Below are 20,091 nucleotides of genomic sequence, written 5' to 3'. Positions count from 1 at the left end.
CGCAGACGGGGCGTCGCCGCGGCCGTGGCAGCAAGAACTGGGCTCTCAGCGTTCGCCCCCCTCGGGCTGCGGGCCGGGCCGCCCGGTGATCAGGTCGGCGGCGCGTTCGGCGACCAGCAGCACGGTCACCATGGGGTTGATGGTCGGCATCGTGGGGAAGACGGATGCGTCGATCACCCGCACGCCCTCCTGGCCGCGCAGCCGCAGCAGCGGGTCGACGACGGCCATCGGGTCCTCGGCCGCGCCCATCCGGCAGGTGCCCGCCGGGTGGTAGACGGTGTGCGCTACGCGCCGCCCGTACTCCGACAGCTCGGCGTCCGTGCTCACCCTCGGGCCTGGGGCGATCTCCTGCTTGAGCCAGTCGCGCAGCGGCGCTGTCGCGGCCACCTCGCGGGCCAGGCGCAGCCCGTCGACGATGGTCTGTTCGTCGTGCCCGTCCGGGTCGGTGAAGTAGCGGAAGTCCAGCGCCGGGTGCTCGGCCGGGTCGGAGCTGCGCAGCCACAGCCGTCCCACCGAGCGGGCACGGGGCACGTTGGGCGTCATGCACACGCCGTGCGGGGGTGTGGGGTAGCCGAGGCGTTCTGTGTTGACGGTGAAGGGCACCTGGTAGAAGTGCCACATCAGGTCGGGGCGCGGCTGGCCGGTGTCGCGCCGTACGAACAGGCCGGCGTCGGAGTCCATGGCGGAGTTCGGCGGCAGCGGCTCGTATGTCTCCCAGACGATCACCGACTCGGGGTGGTCGAGCAGGTTCTCGCCCACACCCGGCAGGTCGGCCCGTACGTCGATGCCGAGGGCGCGCAGCTCGTCGGCCGGGCCGATACCGGACAGGAGCAGCAGCCGCGGCGTGTCGACGGCCCCGGCGCACAGCAGCACTTCACGCTCGGCGCGCACGGTGCCGGTGGAGCCGTCGGCGTACCGCACCTGGACGCGGGTGAGTCGCCCCGCCTCGTCGGGCAGCAGCCGGTACGCCCAGGTCTGCAGCGTCAGCGTCAGATTGGGCCGCTTGCCCATGACGGGGTGGAGGTAGGCGACGGAGGCCGAGGAGCGCTTGCCTGTCTCCGGGTCGTAGGCGAGGGAGAAGAAGCCGGCGCCGTCGGGGAAGGGGCGGCGGTTGAAGTCCTCGACGACGGGCACGTGCAGCGCTTCGGCGGCAGCGGTCACGAAGTCGCGGGCGATGGGGTTACGGTCCTGCTCGCCGACGGGGACGATGTTGTTGCGCAGCCGCTTGCGGTACGGCAGCACGGTGACCGGGTCCCAGCCGGCGCAGCCCATTCCCACCCACTCGTCCAGATCCTCGGGGAAGGGCAGGAAGCTGATGAGCGTGTTGTGCGAGGAGCAGCCGCCCAGCACCTTGGCCCGGGAGTGGACGATGTGCGAGTTGCCGCGGGGCTGTTCGGTGGTGGTGTAGCCGTAGTCGTACTCGGACTCCAGCAGGTTGATCCAGTTGCGCAGCCGCAGCACGTTCTCGTCGCCGACGTCGCTGGGCCCGCCCTCGATGACGCACACCCGGCAGTCCGGGTCCTCGCTCAGCCGGGCCGCCAGCACGGAGCCGGCCGTGCCACCGCCGACGATGACGTAGTCGTAGCTGTTCCCGTCGTTCGCATTCATGCCGGTCCGCTTCCTCAGCCCTTGAACCAGCCGGAGGGGGCCGGTGAGAGGTTCTGGTAGATGTGCTTGGCCTCCTGGTACTCGCGCAGCCCGGTCGGCCCCAGCTCGCGGCCGATGCCCGAGCGGCCGAAGCCGCCCCACTCGGCCTGCGGTACGTACGGGTGGAAGTCGTTGATCCAGACCGTGCCGTGGCGCAGCCTGTTCGCGACCCGCTGGGCGCGGCCCGCGTCGCTCGTCCACACGCCGCTGGCCAGCCCGTAGCGGGTGTCGTTGGCCAGCTCCACCGCCTCGTCCTCGGTGCGGAACCGCTCAACGGTGACCACCGGGCCGAAGATCTCCTCCTGGACGATGCGCATGGAGCGGTCGCAGTCGGCGTAGACGGTCGGCAGCAGGAAGTAGCCGTTGGCCAGTTCGGGATCGTCGGGGCGGCGTCCGCCGGTGACCAGCCGGGCGCCCTCCTCGCGGGCGATCTCCAGATAGCCCTCCACCTTCGCGCGGTGCTCTGCCGAGCTGAGCGGGCCCGACTCGGTCATCGGCTCCAGGCCGTTGCCGAGCCGGATGGCGCTCGCCCGGGCGCCGAGCGCTTCGACGAACTCGTCGTGCACGCCCTCCTGCACCAGCAGCCGGGAGCCGGCCGAACACACCTGCCCGGAGTGCAGGAAGGCGGCGTCCAGCGCGTAGTCGACGGCGGCGGCGAAGTCCGCGTCGTCGAAGACCACATTGGGGTTCTTGCCGCCCAGCTCCAGGGCGAGGTTCCGCACGCCGGGCGCGACGCCTTCCATGATCTTCCGCCCGGTCGCCAGCCCGCCGGTGAAGGAGACCAGGTCCACCTCGGGGTGGGTGGTCATGGCCGAGCCGACCGTCGCGCCGGAGCCGAGCACCAGGTTGGCGACCCCGGGCGGCGCCCCGGCTTCCGCGATCAGCCGGATCATGGCAATGGTGGACAGCGGCGTGGTCTCACTGGGCTTGAGTACGAAGGTGTTGCCGGCGGCCAGCGCCGGGGCGACCTTCCAGGACGCCTGGAGCAGCGGATAGTTCCACGGTGCGATCAGACAGCAGACCCCGACGGGGTTGTAGACGACGCGGCTGAGCACGTCGGGGCCGACGTCCACCACCCGGCCGCCGTCCTTGCCCGCGAGTTCGGCGTAGTAGCGGAAGGCGTTCGCCACGTCCTCGATGTCGATACGGGCCTCGGTGAGGGTCTTGCCCGTGTCGAGGGTCTCGGTGCGGGCGATCTCCTCCTGGTCCCGCAGCAGCAGTTCGTGTACGCGCCAGAGGACGTCGGCGCGCTCCCGGGTGGGCGCCGAGGACCAGTCGGCCCGCTCGAAGGCGCGCTTGGCGGCGCGTACGGCAATGTCGACGTCGGTCTCGTCGGCCTCGTCGACCGTGGTGATCACGGAGGCGTCGAAGGGGTTGCTCACATCCCGCCGCCCACCAGCGACGGCCTGCCGCCACTCCCCGTCGATGAACAGCTCCGCCATCGCCCGTCTCCCTCGTTCGCACCGACCGGCGCCAAGATTGCGCCCGAGTGCCACCGCTGGCTACGGGGCGCACCGGTCACGTGCGCCTCCGGCGGAATATTCGGCACCGATGGGGCAATCCCGGCCCGCGCCGCCCGGTATCGGCCGCGCCACCCGGCACCGGCCCGCGCCGCCCGGCACCCCCGTGCCCGCCGGGGCCCTCGGCGCGGGGACGCCCTCGGCATCCGCGCCCGGACCTCGTACGCTGCCCGGTATGAAGTTCGGACTGCTGGGGACAGGGCCCTGGGCGGAGCGCACCCACGGACCCGCGCTGGCCGCGCACGACGAGGTGGAGCTGGTCGGGGTGTGGGGGCGGCGCCCCGAGCCCACGGGAGCACTCGCCGAGCGGCTGGGAACCCGGCCCTGGGCCGAGGTGGACGCGCTCTTCGACGCCTGCGACGCGGTCGCTGTCGCGCTCCCGCCGGATGTCCAGGCGCCGCTCGCCGCGCGCGCCGCCGAGGCCGGATGCCATCTGCTCCTGGACAAGCCCGTCGCCACCACGCCGCAGGCGGCCCGCGGCGTCGCCGAAGCCGTCGAGCGGGCCGGGGTCGGCTGCGTCGTCTTCTTCACGCTGCACTTCTGCGAGTCGACCGGCGGCTGGCTGCGTGAGCAGGCCGCGGCGGAAGGCTGGCAGGTCGGAAGAGCAGACTGGCTCTCCCCCGTCTTCGGCGGCGCCGACTCGCCCTACACCGCGTCGCCCTGGCGGCGCGAGAAGGGAGCGCTGTGGGACGTGGGGCCGCACGCGCTGTCCGTGCTGCTTCCGCTGCTCGGCCCGGTGGAGCAGGTCTCGGCAGCGCCCGGCGGCATCGGTGACACCGTGCACCTGGTACTGCGGCACACCTCGGGCGCCTCCAGCACCTGCACGCTCAGCCACTCGGTGACCCCCGCGGCGGCCGGGGTGACCGCACAGGTGCGGGGCGCCCCGGGCGTCACCGAGCTGCCGCTGCGCGACGAGGCCCCCGCCGACTCCTTCGGGCGCGCCGTCGAAGCGCTGCTGACGGCGGCCCGCACCGGCGAACAGCACCTGTGCGACGCCCGCTTCGCGGAAACGGTCACCGGTCTGCTGCACACGGCTCAACAGCAGTTGCCGACCGGGTGATCCGGCACCGAGCTCTCCGCCGGCTCACCGATCAACATGTCCGTCCCAACGCGGCGCCGGGCCGGTCTCTTCCGGGCGGTGGGCGGTGAGGGTGGTGGCGTTCAGGTCGGGGTCGGTGGTGACCGTGACCTGGAGACCGGCGGCCGACAGCAGTCCGGCTGCCGGTTGTGCCTGGTGGGAGCTGGTCTCCGTGAGCAGTGCGCCGCCCGGCGCCAGCCAGGCGGCGGCGTCGGCGGCGACCCGCCGCAGCAGGGACAGGCCGTCGGGGCCGCCGTCCAGCGCGGGGCGCGGCTCGTGGTCGCGGGCCTCGGGCGGCAGGAGCGGTATGTCCGCCGTGGGAACGTAGGGAACGTTGGCCGTCAGTACGTCGATCCGGCCCCGCAGCGAGCCGGGCAGCGCGGCGAACAGGTCGCCCTCGTACACGTGGCCGCCCGCCGGGGCGAGGTTGCGCCTGGCACACCGTACGGCGGCGGGGTCGAGATCGGCGGCGTGCAGTTCGCCCCGCCCTCCCAGCGCGGCCAACAGTGCCACGCCGACCGCTCCGGTGCCGCAGCACAGGTCGACGAGGACGGGGGTGCCCTCATCCGGGGCGCAGGCGGCGGCGCACCGTACCAAGGACTCGGTGCGGCGCCGGGGCACGAAGACGCCGGGGTCGACGGCGATCCGCAGCCCGGCGAACTCCGCCCAGCCCAGTACGTGTTCGAGGGGGTGACCTGCGACGCGGCGCGCCGTCATCGCCCGGAGTTCGGCCGGGCCGCTCGCGGTCTGACACAGCAGCTGCGCCTCGTCCTCGGCGAAGACGCAGCCCGCCGCGCGGAGCCGCCCGACCAGGTCGGACGGCGGAGAGAGCGGGGACTGAGGGGACTGCCGGGAGAGCTGGGAGGAGCTCTGAGAGGAGGGAGAAGAGGGGGAGGGAGGGGTGGTGTGGTGCATGGAAGCCTTTCCCGTGCTGGAGCGCTCCCGTTCGCCCGCGGTCGCCCGGGTCAGCTGCTGCCGGGCCGTTCACCGCGAGGCGAGAACGCGTTGTCTTCCGGAGCGGAAATGCGTCTCACCTCCCTCTGTCACCGCATCGCTCGAACATCCGTTGCTGTCGCCGCACCTTATCCCGGGCGCAACCCGCACGCATCCGAAGGGTTCGGACCGCGCCCTCGGCGTCCCCCAAAAAGCCCTGGACAAGCGGGAGTTGAGAGGGTGGGATGGACGCGTCGCGAGTAACGGCAGATGTTTGTGTCATCTGGTGGTGTGGCCGACGCCGCGCCCCGCAGTCGCCCCGGCGGCCGGGCGCCGCCGGGGCGGGAAGAGAAAGGACAGGCTCATCAGGACCAGCCAGCACTCCCTCGGAAATCGCCTCACCCGCCGTACCGCCAAGAGCACCGCCAGGGGCACCGGCAGGGCCGCGCGTGCGGTGTTCGTCTCGGCCCTCTCCCTGGGGCTCGCCGTGGCGGGCACGGTCGCCTACGCGGCCCAGGAGTCGGGCACGGCGGGGGACTCCGGGTACGAGACGAAGATCATCGGCGGTGAGGAGTCCACCGAGAACTACTCCTTCATCGTCTCCCTGCAGAAGCAGCGCGGCGACGACCCCGACGGCCACACCTGCGGCGGCACCCTGATAGCCGCCGACTGGGTGCTGACGGCAGGGCACTGTGTCACCACCACGGCGGGCACCAACGACCCGGCCGCCTACCATGTGCGGGTCGGCTCCCTGGACCGCACGCAGGGCGGCGAGGTCGCCGAGGTGAAGAAGATCGTGGTCCACCCGGGCTACGACTACACGGACGCGAACCGCGGCAGCGCGGACGATCTGGCGCTGCTCAAGCTCTCCTCCAAGGTCTCGAAGAAGCCCGCGCCGCTGGCGTGGCGGACCCCCGCAGCCGGGGAGACCGTCAAGGCGACGGGCTGGGGCTACACCAAGGCGACGGGCAACGACCCCTCGCAGCTGCCCGTCATGCACCGCGAGGTCGACCTGCCGGTGCTGGCTCCGGACACCCCCAAGTGCGTCTCGAACGAGACGGACGGGGACGCCTGGGGCATCCGCGAGGGCGACTTCTGCACGGACAACCCGGACGGCTACGCCGGCACGTGCGGTGGCGACTCGGGTGCTCCCGCGCTGACGAAGGTGCACGGCCGCTGGCGGCTGGCCGGTGTCACCAGCCGGTCGGTCGGCGACTGCGGCACGACGCCCGACATCTACCCGAGCGTTGCCGAGCACCGCGGCTGGATGCACAAGGTCATCGGCTGACCCGCCGCCACCGGGAGGGGGCGGCACCTCGCCCCCTCCCTCCTGGAAACTCTCGGAAAGGTCGGGAGGGACACCCGGATGAACCGGATCGACCTGGTCACACTGCTGGTGGAGGACTACGACGAGGCCCTGGGCTTCTACGTCGGCGTGCTGGGCTTCACCCTGCGCGAGGACACCAGGATCGACGCGAGCAAGCGCTGGGTCGCTGTGCGGCCGCCCGCGCCCGGCGGCACGGGACTCCTGCTGGCCCGCGCCGTGAACCCGGCGCAGCGCCGCCGGGTCGGGGACCAGACCGGCGGGCGGGTCGGATTCTTCCTGTACACCGCGGACTTCGCCGCTGAGCACGCCCGTCTCACCGAGGCCGGAGTCCGCTTCGAGGAGCCGCCCCGCCGGGAGCCGTACGGGACGGTCGCCGTCTTCCGGGACCTGTACGGCAACCGGTGGGACCTGATCCAGGGCTCGGACCGGCCGGGACCGCGCGAGGTTCTCGACCGCTACCACCGGGCGATGCTGGACATGGACGCGGACGCGCTGGCCGGCCTGTACGCGGACGACGGCGTGCACGAGTTCCCGTTCGCCTTCCCCGGGCTGCCCGAGCGCTTCACGGGGCGGGAAGAGATCCGTGCGGGCTACCACGCGCTGTGGGACGGCAGTCCGGCCCGGCCGGAGGAGATCCGGGATGTCGTGGTGCACCCGAGTACGGATGGGGAGGTGCTCACCGTCGAGCAGACGGTGAGCGGGACGGTCGCGCCCGAGGGCCGCCCGTTCCGCTTCCCCGGGCTGTTGGTGCTGCGGGTGCGCGACGGACGGCTCGTCCTTGTCCGCGACTACATGGACGGGCTCGGGGTCGCCCATGGATTGGGGCGCCTCGACGCGGTCGCCGCCGCGTTGCGGAAGGAACAGGGCCGCTGATGCGCCGGGAGGTTCCCCGGTAGATTCAGGGCGTCGTGCCGCCATCCGGCCCAAGCCGCTGTCAATGGGGAGCTTTCCGTGCGTGTCGTGATCGCCGAGGACCTTTTCCTGCTCAGGGACGGGCTCGTACGGATGCTGGAGGCGTTCGACTTCGAGATCGCCGCGGCTGTCGACAACGGTCCTGAGCTGAGCCGGGCGCTGCTGGAGCTGGAGCCGGACGTGGCCGTGGTGGACGTACGGCTGCCGCCCTCGTTCACCGACGAGGGCCTGCAGTGCGCGCTGGAGGCCCGCCGCAAGCGGCCGGGGCTGCCGGTGCTGGTGCTCTCGCAGCACGTCGAGCAGTTGTACGCGCGCGAACTGCTGGCCGACGGCAACGGCGGGGTGGGCTATCTGCTCAAGGACCGGGTCTTCGACGCGGACCAGTTCGTGGACGCCGTGCGCCGGGTGTCCGAGGGCGGTACGGCGATGGACCCGCAGGTCATCCAGCAGTTGCTGACGCGGCGCGCCCAGGACGAACCGATGGGCAATCTGACCTCCAGGGAGAAGGAGGTCATGGAGCTGATGGCGCAGGGCCGGTCGAACGCGGCGATCGCGGCCCAGCTGTTCGTCACCGAGCGGGCCGTCGCCAAGCACACCTCCAACATCTTCGGAAAGCTGGGACTGCCGCCCTCGGACGACGACAACAGGCGGGTACTCGCCGTGCTCGCGTACCTCGACCGAGGCTGACCGCTTCGTTACCGTGCCTCCCCGTACGTGTCTTTGGTCACATACGGCAGGACATCCGTCATCTGGAGGCGCCCACCATGCACGAGCCGGTCAATGAGCGGGAAAGATACGACAAGTCCGATCAACGCTCGGTGCCCCCGGCACGCTCCCCCCTCAACAGACGCGCCGTGCTGGGCACCACGGGGGCGCTCGGCGCGGGTCTCGCGCTGGGAAGCGGGTATGTCCCCGCCATGGCAGCGGACAGCACCGGCGCGGCCCACGGCGCACTCGGCGCCCAGGCCCCTGCCACCGCACCGGGCAAGGCGGCCACGGCTGCCGCCCGGGCCGCGCTGCGACGGCTGCTCCCCCGGCACGCCGACCAGATCACGCTCCAGCACATCGGCGGCCCCGAACGCTTCAAGGTCACAGGCCGCGCCGGGCGTATCAACGTGGCGGGCACCGGCCCTGTGGCGCTGCTGACCGGCGTGCACTGGTACCTCAAGTACAGCTGCGACGCGCACATCTCCTGGGCCGGCAGCCAACTCGACCTGCCCGCCACCCTGCCCGCGCCCCGCAGGCAGCACGCGCAGCAGGCCACCGTGCCCAACCGGTTCGCGCTCAACGACACGCACGACGGCTACACCGCCCCCTACGCCGACTGGGGGCACTGGGAGCACTTCCTCGACGTCCTCGCGCTGCACGGCTTCAACGAGGTGCTGGTCACCGCGGGCCAGGAAGCCGTCTACCACCGGATGCTCCAGGACTTCGGCTACAGCGACCAGGAGGCGCGCTCCTGGATTCCGGCGCCCACCCACCAGCCCTGGTGGCTGCTGCAGAACATGGCCGAGTACGGCGGTCCCCTCAGCACCGAGCTGCTGAAACGGCGTACGGCGCTGGGCAAGCAGATCGTGGACCGGATGCGCGAGCTGGGCATGAAGCCCGTGCTGCCGGGCTACTTCGGCACCGTCCCCGGCGACTTCGCCAAGCGCAACAAGGGCAGCCGCACCGTTCCGCAGGGCAAGTGGGCCGGGCTGGAGCGGCCGCCGTGGCTGGACCCGCGTACGGCGGCCTTCCGCAAGGTCGCGGCCTCCTTCTACCGGCACCAGAAACAACTGTTCGGTGAGGCGGACCACTTCAAAATGGACCTGCTGCACGAGGGCGGCGACCCCGGGGACGTGCCGGTGCCGCAGGCGGCGCGGGCCGTGGAGAAGGCCCTGCACACCGCACGGCCCGGCGCCACCTGGGTGATTCTCGGCTGGCAGAACAACCCGCGCCGCGACCTGCTGGACGGGCTCGCGGCCAAGGACAAGATGCTCATCGTCGACGGCCTCTCCGACCTGGACCGGGTCACCGATCGGGAGAAGGACTGGGGCGGGGTGCCGTACGCGTTCGGCACCATCCCCAACTTCGGCGGCCGCACCACCATGGGCGCCAAGACCCACATGTGGACGGAGCGGTTCACCGCCTGGCGCGACAAGCGGGGCAGCAAGCTGACCGGCACCTGCTACATGCCCGAGGCCACCCATCGCGACGCGGCAGCGCTGGAGCTGTTCAGCGAACTGGCGTGGCGGCAGCGCCCGGTCGACCGCGGCACCTGGTTCGACACCTGGGCGAAGATCCGGTACGGCGGCACGGACGCGCAGGCCAAGAAGGCGATGCGGGCGCTGCGCGAGACGGCGTACCGCATCAACAGCAAGGACGGGCGGCCGCACGACAGCATCTTCGCGGCCCGTCCCAGCCTGACGGCCCGCTCCGGCGCCTACTACGCCACCCACACGCCGGCCTTCGACCTGCCCGCCTTCGACGCCGCCTTCGACGCGCTGCTGGGCGTCGGCAAACGGCTGCGCGGCAGCGACGCCTACCGCTACGACCTGACCGACACCGGGCGGCAGATCCTGGCCAACCGCTCCTGGTCGCTCATCCCCCAGCTGAGAGCGGCCCACAAGAAGAAGGACGTCGCCACCTTCAAGAAGCTGGCCGCGCTGTGGCTGAAGCTGATGGAGCTGGCCGACGACATGTCCGGCGGCCACCGCGCCTTCCTGCTCGGCCCCTGGCTGACCGCTGCCCGCGCCTCGGCCGCCTCCGGCCCGGAGCGCGCCGCACTGGAGCGCACCGCACGCGTGCTGGTCACCACTTGGGGCGACCGCCCCACCGCGGACGGCGGCCACCTGGCCAACTACGCCAACCGCGACTGGCAGGGCCTCATCCGGGACTTCCACCTGCCGCAGTGGAAGGCGTTCCTCGACGACCTGGTGGACGCGCTCGAACAGCGGCGCGCACCGAAGAAGTTCGACTGGTACGCCGAGGAAGAGCCCTGGACCAAGAAGACGAACGACTACCCCACCCGGCCCCTCACCGACCCGTACACCACCGCGACCCGGGTCCGTGACGTCCTGGTCAAGGCGCCCTACCAGGGTTCGCTGAAGGTGTCGGCCGAGCCGCGCGCCGTCCCGGCCGGTGAGACCAGCACCGTCCAGGCGGTCTTCCGCAACGAGAACGGGCTGTGCCCCACCGGCACCGTCGACCTCGCGCTGCACGGCCTGGACGGCGCCAAGGCGCAGGACCCGACCCGGCACCGGGCCATCAGCCCCGGCGGCACGGCGACCGTGCGCTGGCGCTACACCACACCCGGCCGGCAGCCGACCCGCCCGCTGGAACCGCTGGAGTACACCGTCGAGGCCGAGAACGGCCCCGAGGGCCAGGAGCGGATCACCCTCGGCGAAAACGGCCGCATCTACCGCGCGGGGGCGCTCCCCGACGGCGTACGCACGGTGACGACCAACGAAGCCGTCTTCGGTCACCTGGCGGGCCGGTGGGCGATCGACGGCGCCGGCGCGGACCTGTGGAAGGCCACCGCCGAGTTCGGCACCGTCTACCGCGCGCAGGCGCTGGCCGACGGGGGCAGTGTGACGCTGAAGGTCGTCTCCCAGGAGGACAGCGGCCCCTGGGCCCGCGCGGGCATCGTGGTGCGCAACAGCCTCGCCGAGGCCGGCTCGGCCGGTTTCGTCAACCTGGCGGTGACCCCCGCGCACGGCGTCGTCCTGTCGTACGACAGCGACGGCGACGGCACCCTGGACTCCTACCGGGCGGCCTCCGGGGTCAAGGCCCCCGTCCTGCTGCGGCTCTCCCGCTCCGGCACCTCCTACAAGGGGGAGCTGTCCACCGACGACGGCAGGTCGTGGCGTACCGTCTCAACCGTCGAGGCGCCGGGCGCGTCAGGCAGACAGGACACCGGACTGTTCATGTCGGCGACCAACGGCGGCAGCGGCGACCGCGCACTGGTCGAGTTCGCGGACTGGCAGACCGAGTAGGACCGACCGGCCGGGACCGAGGAGTGGGGGCACGGCAGACGTGACGGAGGACAGACCGCGGGCCGCGGTACAGACACACGAGCTGATGCTGGCTCTCGTGCGAGGACCCGCGCTCGCGGTCGTCACCCTCCCGCTGTCCATCCTGCTGTTCACGCTCTGCGTCGTCTCGATCGTGCTGCTGCCGATCGGGGTGGGCGTCTTCACCACGCCGCCCACCCAGCAGGCCCTCCGCTGGTACGCGGACCAGCGGAGGCGGCTCGTGCGCGACTGGGGCGGCCTGGAGGTGCCCCGGCCCTACCGTCCCTGGCCGCGTGAGCTGCGCAGCGGCGTCGTGGGCCAAGTCGAGCGCTGCGTACTGCTGCTCAAGGACCCGGCGACCTGGCGGGACCTGGCCTGGCTGCCCGCCGATATGACCGCGGGCTTCACCACGGCCCTGCTGCCGCCGCTGCTGCCGGTCAACCACCGGATCACCAAGGCGATGCTGGAACCCACCCGCGAGATGCTGCTGGCGCAGCGCGTCGAGCAGCTGTACGAGACGCGGCACGACGCGGTGGACGCCTCCGCGGCGGAGCTGCGGCGGATCGAACGCGATCTGCACGACGGCGCGCAGGCACGGCTGGTCGCCATGGGCATGAGCCTGGGCACCATCGAGGCGCTCGTCGAGCGGGACCCCGCGCGGGCGAAGAAGATGATCGCGCAGGCGCGGGCGAACTCCGCTGAGGCGTTGACCGAGCTGCGGGATCTGGTGCGGGGCATCCACCCGCCGGTGCTCGCCGAGCGGGGGCTCCCCGACGCGCTGCGCGCGCTGGCGCTGCGGATGCCGGTGCCGGTGGAGGACGACATCGAACTGCCGGGCCGTTTCGACGAGCCCGTGGAGACGGCGGTGTACTTCGCTGTGAGCGAGCTGCTCACGAATGCGGCGAAGCACGCGGACCCGAAAAAGGTGTGGCTCGACGTGCTGTTCGCCGCCGACGTCTCGGGGGCCTCCGTCATCCGGGTGACGGTCACCGATGACGGCAAAGGGGGTGCCACGTCGGAGGGCACCGGCTCGGGGTTGGGCGGCGTTCAGCGACGGCTCGCCCAGTTCGACGGTGTCCTTGCCGTGAGCAGCCCCGAGGGCGGCCCCACCATGATCACCCTCGAACTCCCCGCCACCCCCCTCCCGGGGTGACCCCGACGCTGCCGCTCCGTTGGTGGGTGACGGGTGGTGGCCGTATCCCGTGCGTGCCTTTCGCATGGTCAGTCGAGGACGGGGAAGTTGGTGCGGAAGACGCCACGGGGGTCGCGCTCGTGCTTCAGCGCGCGCAGTCGGCCCAGCGCGTCCGGGGTGAAGGCGCTCGCGGCCCGCTCGCCGGGGGCGAGGAACGTGTAGGGCTTGCGGCCGCTGGTGTACGGGGTGAGGGTGGCGGCCAGCTCGCGCTGCCGCTCGCGGACGGCCGCCGCCTTCTCGGGTGTGGCCGGGATGCCGAACGTGTACAGCAGGTACGGCTCGGAGAGCGCCCCGCAGGCCCCGGCGTCGGCTGCGGGCCGGGTCAGCGCTCCGCCGAGGTGGCGCAGCTGCACGCTCAGCAGCGGGTCGACCGGCTCGGCCAGCAGGGCCTGCGCCACCTCGGCCGTCAGTTCGGTCAGCAGCTCGGCGCGGGACATGCCGGGGCCCGGGTCGGTGGGCTCGGCGGTGATGGTGCCCAGGTCGGCTACCGGGAGCGGGCCGCGGGAGTCGCTGATCCGGCCATCGATCTTCTCGAAAGCGCGCAGCAGATCGGCACCCTCCCAGGTCTGGCCCAGGTAGGTGGCGTCCACGGCGACCATCGCCGGGGCTCCGGGGAACTGCAGCAGGTCGTACCAGACCGAGAGCTCGTCCGGCGCCCGGGCGGTCACCTCGCGATACACCTCGAACACCGCGGGCGCGGCGGCCGCCGGCCACAGCATCCGCCCGCCGTACAGATTCGGCGCCGGGTGCAGGGCGAATTCCAGGGCGGTGACGGCGGCGAACTCGCCGCTGCCGCCGCGAAGGGCCCAGAACAGCTCCGGGTCCGACTCCGCTGTCACCCGCCGCCGTGCGCCGTCCGCGTCCACGACATCGAACGCACGGACGCTGTCTGCCGCGAAGCCGTACGCGCGGCTGAACCAGCTCAGCCCACCGCCCAAGGTGTACCCGGTGACGCTGACCGCGGGGGAACTGCCCGCGAGTCCGGTCAGCCCGTGCGGGCCCGCCGCGCGAAGGACCTCACCCCACTTCACGCCCGCGCCCACCCGGGCCAGCCGCTGCTCAGGGCGGATCTCGACACCGCCGAGGCCGCCCGTGCGCAGCAGGATCGCGCCGTCCACGTCCCCGGTGGCACCGTGCCCGCTGGGCTGGGCCAGGACCGCCAGACCCGCCAGGCGGGCCCGGCGGACCACGGCGGCGACGTCGTCGGCGTCCGCCGCGTCCACAACGGCCGCCACCCGCTGATCGACCGCGAGGTTCCAGGGGCGGCGGGCGGCGTCGAAGCCCTCGTCGCCGGGGGTGAGAATCCGGCCCTTGACCGCGGAGCGCAGATCGTTTCCGATAGTCATCGCTGTCTTCCTCTCGTTCGTTCGCTGTTCGATGCCGCTAGCTTCGGGCCGCAGGTCTGGGGTTGAGCTGGGATCGGGTTGAGGTCGCAGTTCGCAGCAGGCTGCGGTCGCACAGGGCCGCGGGAGAGGGAGCGAGTCATGCCAGGAAGCCCGGAGTTCCGGCTGTTCGGGACCGTGGAGGTCGTCGACGAGGCCGGGCGGCCACGGGATCTGGGCACCCGCAAGCAGCGGGCCCTGATCGCGATGCTGGCCCTGGAGCCCGGCCGCGTGGTGTCCCTGGACCGGTTGATCGAGGAGCTGTGGTCCGGCGAGCCGCCCGCGCAGGCCACCCGCACCCTGCAGGCGTACGTCGCCCATCTGCGCAAAGTGCTCGAACCCGACCGCCCGCCGCGCACCCCGCCACGGCTGCTGCTCACCCGTGAACCGGGCTATCTGCTCGCCGTCGCACCCGGCCGGGTCGATCTGGAACGCTTCACGGCCTGGGCCGACGAGGGGCGCGCGGCGCTGGCGCGGGGCGAACACGCCGAGGCGGTCCGGGTGCTGAGCCGGGCGCTGGAGCTGTGGCGTGGTCGGCCGCTGGGCGAGTTCGCCGACGAGAGCTTCGCCCGGCCGGTGGCCGCGCGGCTGGCCGAGGTGCGGGCGGCGGCGCTGGAGGACAGGTACGAGGCCAGGCTGGCGCTGGGCGAGGCGGCGGCATGCGTACCTGGCCTGGAGGCGCAGACCGTGGAGCAGCCGTACCGCGAGCGCGGCTGGGCGCTGCTCGTGCTGGCGCTGTACCGCACCGGCCGACAGGCGGACGCGCTCGCCGCGCTGCGCCGGGTGCGCTCCAGGCTCGACGACGACTTGGGGCTGCAGCCGGGGCCGGAGCTGCGCCAACTGGAGCAGGCAGTGTTCGAACAGGCCCCCGAACTGCGGCTCCCGGCCCTGCCACAGCCCGTCTCGGCGCCCGTTCCGCGGGACCGGCCCACCGCACGGGCCGACGGGCTCATCGCCAGGGACGCCGAGCTGGCGCTGGCCGAGGAGCGGCTGAGCGCGGCACGGGGCGGCCGCGGCGGAGCCCTGCTGGTGACCGGCGAGGCGGGGATCGGCAAGACCCGGTACGCCGGCGAGGTGGCCGAACGGGCCGCGGCACGCGGCTTCGCCGTGGCCCGGGGCGGCTGCGTCGACGGCACCGCGCCCGCCTTCTGGCCGTGGGTCCAGGTGCTGCGGGCGGCGGTCGACGACGCCGCCGGGGCCCTGTTGACGGACGGAGAGCCCGCCGCGGACCCGGACGCGGCTCTGTACGAGCGGTACGAGCGCGTCGTATCGGCGCTGACCGCACGAGACGGGCCACTGCTGATCATCCTCGACGACCTGCAGTGGGCGGACGTCTCTTCGCTGCGGCTTCTGTCGTACGCGGCCGACGCCGTCGCCCGTCAGCCCGTGCTCGTCCTCATAACCCTCCGTCCCGAGCCCGGCGACCACCCCGGCGCGCTGCGCGACACCCTCGGCGCGCTGGCCCGCCTCGAGAGGACGTCGCGGGTGGAGCTGCGGCCGTTCACGGCCGTCGACGTGGCGGCGTACCTGCGAGCCCGGGGAGTTGGCGAGGACCTGTCACAACCACTGCTGCACCGCACCGGCGGCAACCCCTTCTACCTGGGCGAGGTGCTGCGGCTGCGGGAGAGCGAGGGCGGCGTCGAAGACGCGCTGCCCGCGGGCGTGCGGGAGGTCATCGAGCGCCGCGTCGCCCGCCTCCCCGAGGAGACCGCGCGGCTGCTGCGCGCCGCCGCGGTGGCCGGTGCCGAGACGGACGCCGACCTGCTCTCCGCCGTCAGCGGCCGCCCCGTCGAGGACGTGCTGGACGCGCTCGAACCGGCTGTCGCCACCGGCCTGCTCACCGAGCCGCCGGACGGGCCCGACTACCGCTTCCGGCACGCGCTGGTGCGCGACGCCCTGCGCACCGGGCTGAGCCGCCGCGAGCGCGCCCGGATGCACCTGCACATCGGCCAGGCGCTCGAACCCGTGCTGCCCGCGGCCGAATCCGCCACCCTGGCCCGGCACTTCGCCGCGGCCGCCCGGGTCGGCGGCGCACCCAAGGCGGTGGAGCACGCGTCCGCCGCGGCCCGGCACGCCACCGGGCAGCAGGCATACGCCGAGGCCGTCGAGTTCTGGGAACTGGCGTTGTCCGCACTGCCGGCCGAGGAGGGAATGGCGCGGCGCGCCCGGCTGCTCACCGACCTCGGCCAGGCGCGCCGCGCCGTGGGCGACGCCACCGGCGCCGGACGGGACCTGGACGCGGCCTTCGGCCTGGCCCGTGAGTCCGGCGACCGACAGGCCGTCATCGGTATCCTCACCGCCTTCGCCGCCCCCACGCTGTGGAACTGGCGCCCGTACGGCACGGTGAAGCAGCCGGTCGTCGACGCGATCGAGGAGCTGCTGGCCGGACAGCTCGACGACCGGGACCGCGTCGGCCTGCTCGGCGCCCTCGGCGTCGAGCTGCACTACACCCCGCGCCGCGCCGAGGGCGAGCGAGCCACCGCCGAGGCGGTGGAGCTGGCGCGCGGGCTCGGCGACCCCGCGCTGCTCGCCCGCGCCCTGGGCAACCACCTGCTCGCGAGCTTCGCACCCGGCCGCAACGCCGAACGTCTGCATGCCGCCCGGGAGATGGCGGCACTGCCCGGTCTGCCCCGCTCCACCGAGCTGATCGCCCGCGCCTTTCTGATGTCCTGCCTGCTGCGCCTCGGTGACCTGCCTGCCTGGGAACGGCAGCTGGACCGCTGCCGACGGCTGCTGAAGGAGGCGCCCCGCCCCGAGCTGGAGTCGATCGTGCGGGTCGCGCAGACCGCCCGCGCCACCCTGGACGGCCACTGGGCGCAGGCGGAGGAGCTGGTCGGTACGTACGCCGCAGTGCGTTTCGCCGCCACGCCCTGGGGCGCACGCTGGCGGACCCTGGTCACCACGTACACCTGCCGGCGCGGACAAGGCCGGGTCGCGGAGATCGCCGACGACCTCGTGGCCGCCGCCGAGGAGCCGGACATGGTGCCGCTGCGCCCCGTCGCGATCCTGGCCACCGCCGAGGCCGGGGGCAGCGGCCGGGCAAGTGAGCTGCTCGCCCGCTGGGGCACGGACCTCGCGGACGACTGGACCGCCGACTTCCTGCTGCCCGTCTGGGGTCTCGTCGCCGCCCGCCTCGGCACCCCCGACCCTCAGCGCCTGTACGACCTGCTGGCCCCGTACGCCGACCAGTTCATCGTCGCCGGCATGGGCACGGCGGCCTGGGGCTCCACCCACGCCGTCCTCGCGGAACTGGCCACCCGCCTCGGCCGCGACGACCTGGCACACCACCACACCCGAGCGGCGGCCGAGGCTCACCGCGCCCTCGGCAGCGCATCCACCGGCGCGGGTGTGCGCTCCTAGAGGGGAGGAGCCCTGGCAGGAAAGAGGATCAGATGGCCGGGGCCTCAGCCAATGGTGGCGGTGACTCTCGGGGGGCGGGGATCGTTCTGAGGGTGTGAGTGAGGGGACGCTGGACGTCGAGCAGGCCGAACTCGCCCTCGTCGAGCACTACACACGACTGGTCCGACTCGCATACTGCGTACTGGGCGACAGCCCTCGCCGAGCGCACGCGCTCACCCGCAGAGCGCTCCCCCGCCGGTGCGCGTCGGCATCGGTACTGCCACCCCGGCCACGGCCGGAGCCCGCTGAGGGAGAGGGAGAGAGCGAGGGCGAGGACCCCGCCTACGCGTGGCTGCGACTTCGCGTGCTGCGCGCGGCGCTCGCCCGGCCCGCGGACCGGCGAGCGCCCGCCCGTGCCGCGTACGCCCTCCGGCATCTGGAGCGGATGACGGACCCGGACATCCGGTGCCTGCTGCGGGCCGCCAGGGTCCGGGACCCGGACGAAGCGCTGACCCAGGCGGAGGTCCAGCCCGCCTGGGAGCTGCCGGGGCCGGAGTGCCGCCTGTGTGCGGCACAGCCCTGGTACGCCCGCGATCTGGTGCGCCGCCGCAGGCACTGGCGAACAGCGGGGGCCGCGCTCGTGGCGGCGCTGCTGTGCGGCGCGCTGCTGGGCGTGCCCGGCGACTCCTGGGGGCCGGACGCTGCGGCGCGGCCGCCGCTGGTGCGGGGCACGGACGGGGAACGGGCGCTGGACCCGGGTGCGTTGGTCCGGGTGAGCGACACAGCGTGGCGGCAGGCTTCCCGCGTGGACTTCGCCGTGTGGCCGGCACGGGGGGCCCTGACCCGCGATGAATCGTTGCTGCGCCGGGCGCTGGTGACCTGGGCGCGGCCGCGCGCTGATGTGCGGGTGAGCGCGGCACCGGGTACGCCGAAGGGGCCGCCGCCCGGGCCGCCGCACCTGCTGTACGCGGGGCGGCTGGAGGGGCGCGCTGTGGTGCTGCTGTACGACGGGCTGCGGGTGGCGCGGTACGCCGAGCCGCTGGACCCGCACAGCGGTTCGAGCGCGGCGAAGGACGGTGTGTCGTTGGAGCTGTCCCGTACGGCGGGCGCTGGGACGGTGGCCTCCGGGGCGCTGGCCCTCACGCGGAGTGAGGAGGAGGTGCGGTTTCTGACGGCGCCGTGGATTCGGCAGGCCGCCGAGGTGGATCTGCTGGACCCGGCGGATACGGCCGGCCGGCCGCTGGCCCGCGACGAGGACGGGGTCACCGAGCCGGTGCCGCTGCCGGTGACACTGCCGCGCCGGTGCGAGAGCTGGCCGGGGCTGGCGCTGCGCGGCAGCCCCGGCGCCGCGCGGGACACGCAGCTGTACACGGACCTGGGCGAGTTGACCCCGGCCCGGCTGACGGACGGCGCCGGGCGGGTGCCCGCCACCGGCGGCGCCGCCCGGAAGCGGCTGGCGCGTACGGTCTGCCACCTTCCGGCGGTGCTCGACCGGGGGGTCAAGGCGGTCAACTCCTGGCAGTTCGCGCGGCAGTGGCTGCCGGACGGGGACGGCGAGGCGGTGTGGGTGTGCACCAGGGCCGGGACCTGGCGGGGTGCGGGTGCCCGGGTGATGACGCAGTTCCAGCCGTCTGCCGCGGCTCCGGGGCGCCCGGGCGCTGTCACGTCCCGGGCCGAGGACACCCGCCTGTGCGGCCCGCGTGCCGGACAGTTGCTGACGGGGCTGCTGTGGAAGTCGACCGAGGGCAACTGGTACGTGCTGGCCGCCGCCGACGAGAGCGCCACCCGCCTGCGGGCACGCGGCAGCGGCCTGGTGGACGGTCCGGCGGAGGCGAGCGGCAACACCCTGGCCGTACGCGCCGAGCGGGACGCCTCGGTGCGGCTGTCGGCGCAACGCGCGGGCGGCTCCCCGGCCCGCCCGCGCGTCCTGCCCTGATACGGCCACCGTCATACGTCGCGGCGCCGCACCACCCACGTACCGGCCGCGACGGACGCGAGGCTCCAGCCGGTGAGGACCAGCAGCGCGGCGGCCCAGCCATAGGTGCCGTTGTCGCCGAGGACCAGGGCCTCGGAGGCGCCGGCCGGCAGCAGGTCCACCGCTGTCTCGCCGCCCGGCAGCACGTCCAGGCCCACGGGCAGCAGGAAGAGCAGCCCGAACAGTGCCGTGACCGTACCGGCCGATCGGCGCACCACGGCGGCCAGCCCCACGGTCAGTACGCTCAGCAACGCGGCGTGGGCGGCGACGGCGAGGAGGCGGCCGCAGACAGCCCCGGCGTCGAAGGTGCTCTCCTCCAGCGTCAGGGCGCCGCACACCGCGCCCAGCACGGCGCAGGCCAGTCCGGCTGCGAAGGTGACGGCGCCGAGCAGCAGGTACTTGGCGGCCAGCAGACGCCCCCGGCGGGGCACACACAAGAACGCCGTGCGGGCGCTTCCGGTGGCGTACTCCCCCGTCACCGACAGCATGGCCAGCGCGGCCAGGACGAGCCCGACGCCGTTGAGTTCGGCGATCGCGGCGGGGTCGGCGGGAGAGGCGGCGGGGTCGTGGGTGAGGACACCGGCCGCGGAGGCGACGGTCCCGGTCAGCGCGGCCGCGCCCAGCAGCAGGTACCAGGTCGAGTGCAGCGACACCAGTTTGGTCCACTCGGCGGCGAGGGCGCCGCGCAGTCCGCCGCTCCCCGTCCGGGCGGAACGCCGGACGGCCGGTGGCGGGGAGGACGGGGACGAAGGGGACGAGGACGACAGAGACGGGGCGAGTGCTTCGGTCAC

At 73.4% G+C, this 20,091-nt stretch carries 13 protein-coding genes and 1 pseudogene; 9 read left to right on the top strand and 5 right to left on the bottom strand.

The window, feature by feature from the left end; genetic code table 11:
- Positions 1-45: 45 nt before the first annotated feature.
- Positions 46-1,608: a GMC family oxidoreductase gene (locus tag JW592_RS04175; protein WP_209263454.1), complete on the bottom strand. Its 1,563-nt coding sequence runs from the start codon at positions 1,606-1,608 to the stop codon at positions 46-48.
- 14 nt (positions 1,609-1,622) lie between these two features.
- Positions 1,623-3,089: an aldehyde dehydrogenase family protein gene (locus JW592_RS04170; RefSeq protein ID WP_209263453.1), complete on the bottom strand. Its 1,467-nt coding sequence runs from the start codon at positions 3,087-3,089 to the stop codon at positions 1,623-1,625.
- 253 nt (positions 3,090-3,342) lie between these two features.
- Between JW592_RS04170 and JW592_RS04165 the strand changes: the two genes are divergently transcribed.
- Positions 3,343-4,227 (top strand): Gfo/Idh/MocA family protein, encoded by an 885-nt coding sequence (locus JW592_RS04165; protein WP_209263452.1) that lies wholly within the window; start codon positions 3,343-3,345, stop codon positions 4,225-4,227.
- Positions 4,228-4,251: 24 nt separating this feature from the next.
- On the opposite strand, the gene JW592_RS04160 is transcribed toward JW592_RS04165, so the two are convergent.
- Positions 4,252-5,160, bottom strand: a complete 909-nt coding sequence (locus tag JW592_RS04160) for a putative protein N(5)-glutamine methyltransferase (protein WP_209263451.1) — start codon at positions 5,158-5,160, stop codon at positions 4,252-4,254.
- Between the two features lie 304 nt (positions 5,161-5,464).
- On the opposite strand from JW592_RS04160, the gene JW592_RS32470 reads away from it, so the two are divergent.
- The 6 genes and pseudogenes from JW592_RS32470 (at position 5,465) to JW592_RS04135 (ending at position 12,565) form a co-directional block, all read left to right on the top strand.
- Positions 5,465-6,466 carry a S1 family peptidase gene (locus JW592_RS32470; protein WP_307805280.1) on the top strand — a complete coding sequence of 334 codons (1,002 nt, stop codon included), beginning with the start codon at positions 5,465-5,467 and terminating at the stop codon, positions 6,464-6,466.
- Between the two features lie 78 nt (positions 6,467-6,544).
- Positions 6,545-6,922: pseudogene (locus JW592_RS32465) on the top strand (VOC family protein); the annotation flags it as partial.
- On the top strand, positions 6,914-7,378 hold the full coding sequence (locus JW592_RS32460) for a nuclear transport factor 2 family protein (RefSeq protein WP_267877965.1): 465 nt from the start codon (positions 6,914-6,916) through the stop codon (positions 7,376-7,378). The pseudogene JW592_RS32465 and the gene JW592_RS32460, both read left to right, overlap by 9 nt.
- A 78-nt stretch (positions 7,379-7,456) precedes the next feature.
- On the top strand, positions 7,457-8,104 hold the full coding sequence (locus JW592_RS04145; RefSeq protein ID WP_209263448.1) for a LuxR C-terminal-related transcriptional regulator: 648 nt from the start codon (positions 7,457-7,459) through the stop codon (positions 8,102-8,104).
- 77 nt (positions 8,105-8,181) lie between these two features.
- The gene (locus JW592_RS04140) at positions 8,182-11,394 is read left to right on the top strand and encodes an alpha-N-acetylglucosaminidase (protein ID WP_209263447.1); all 3,213 of its coding nucleotides are present in this window, start codon (positions 8,182-8,184) and stop codon (positions 11,392-11,394) included.
- Between the two features lie 85 nt (positions 11,395-11,479).
- A complete protein-coding gene (locus JW592_RS04135) occupies positions 11,480-12,565 on the top strand; it encodes a sensor histidine kinase (RefSeq protein ID WP_209263446.1) in 1,086 nt (361 codons plus the stop codon).
- 68 nt (positions 12,566-12,633) lie between these two features.
- On the opposite strand, the gene JW592_RS04130 is transcribed toward JW592_RS04135, so the two are convergent.
- A complete protein-coding gene (locus JW592_RS04130; RefSeq protein ID WP_229375106.1) occupies positions 12,634-13,950 on the bottom strand; it encodes an FAD-binding oxidoreductase in 1,317 nt (438 codons plus the stop codon).
- A gap of 138 nt (positions 13,951-14,088) precedes the next feature.
- Here JW592_RS04130 and JW592_RS04125 point away from each other — a divergent pair, with 138 nt between their 5' ends.
- Together JW592_RS04125 and JW592_RS04120 are read left to right on the top strand one after the other, a co-directional pair.
- Positions 14,089-17,346, top strand: coding sequence for an ATP-binding protein (locus JW592_RS04125; protein ID WP_209263445.1), 3,258 nt, complete (start codon positions 14,089-14,091; stop codon positions 17,344-17,346).
- 94 nt (positions 17,347-17,440) lie between these two features.
- Positions 17,441-19,261, top strand: coding sequence for a hypothetical protein (locus JW592_RS04120; protein WP_209263444.1), 1,821 nt, complete (start codon positions 17,441-17,443; stop codon positions 19,259-19,261).
- An 11-nt stretch (positions 19,262-19,272) separates the two neighbouring features.
- Here the strand turns inward: JW592_RS04120 and JW592_RS04115 are convergent, their stop codons facing one another.
- Entirely contained in the window at positions 19,273-20,091 is an 819-nt protein-coding gene (locus tag JW592_RS04115) for an ABC transporter permease (protein WP_307805279.1), read from the bottom strand.

It is taken from the genome of Streptomyces spirodelae, assembly GCF_017676385.1.
GTDB classification, from domain to species: Bacteria; Actinomycetota; Actinomycetes; order Streptomycetales; family Streptomycetaceae; genus Streptomyces; species Streptomyces spirodelae.
This window is presented reverse-complemented; position numbering and strand designations above follow the sequence as displayed.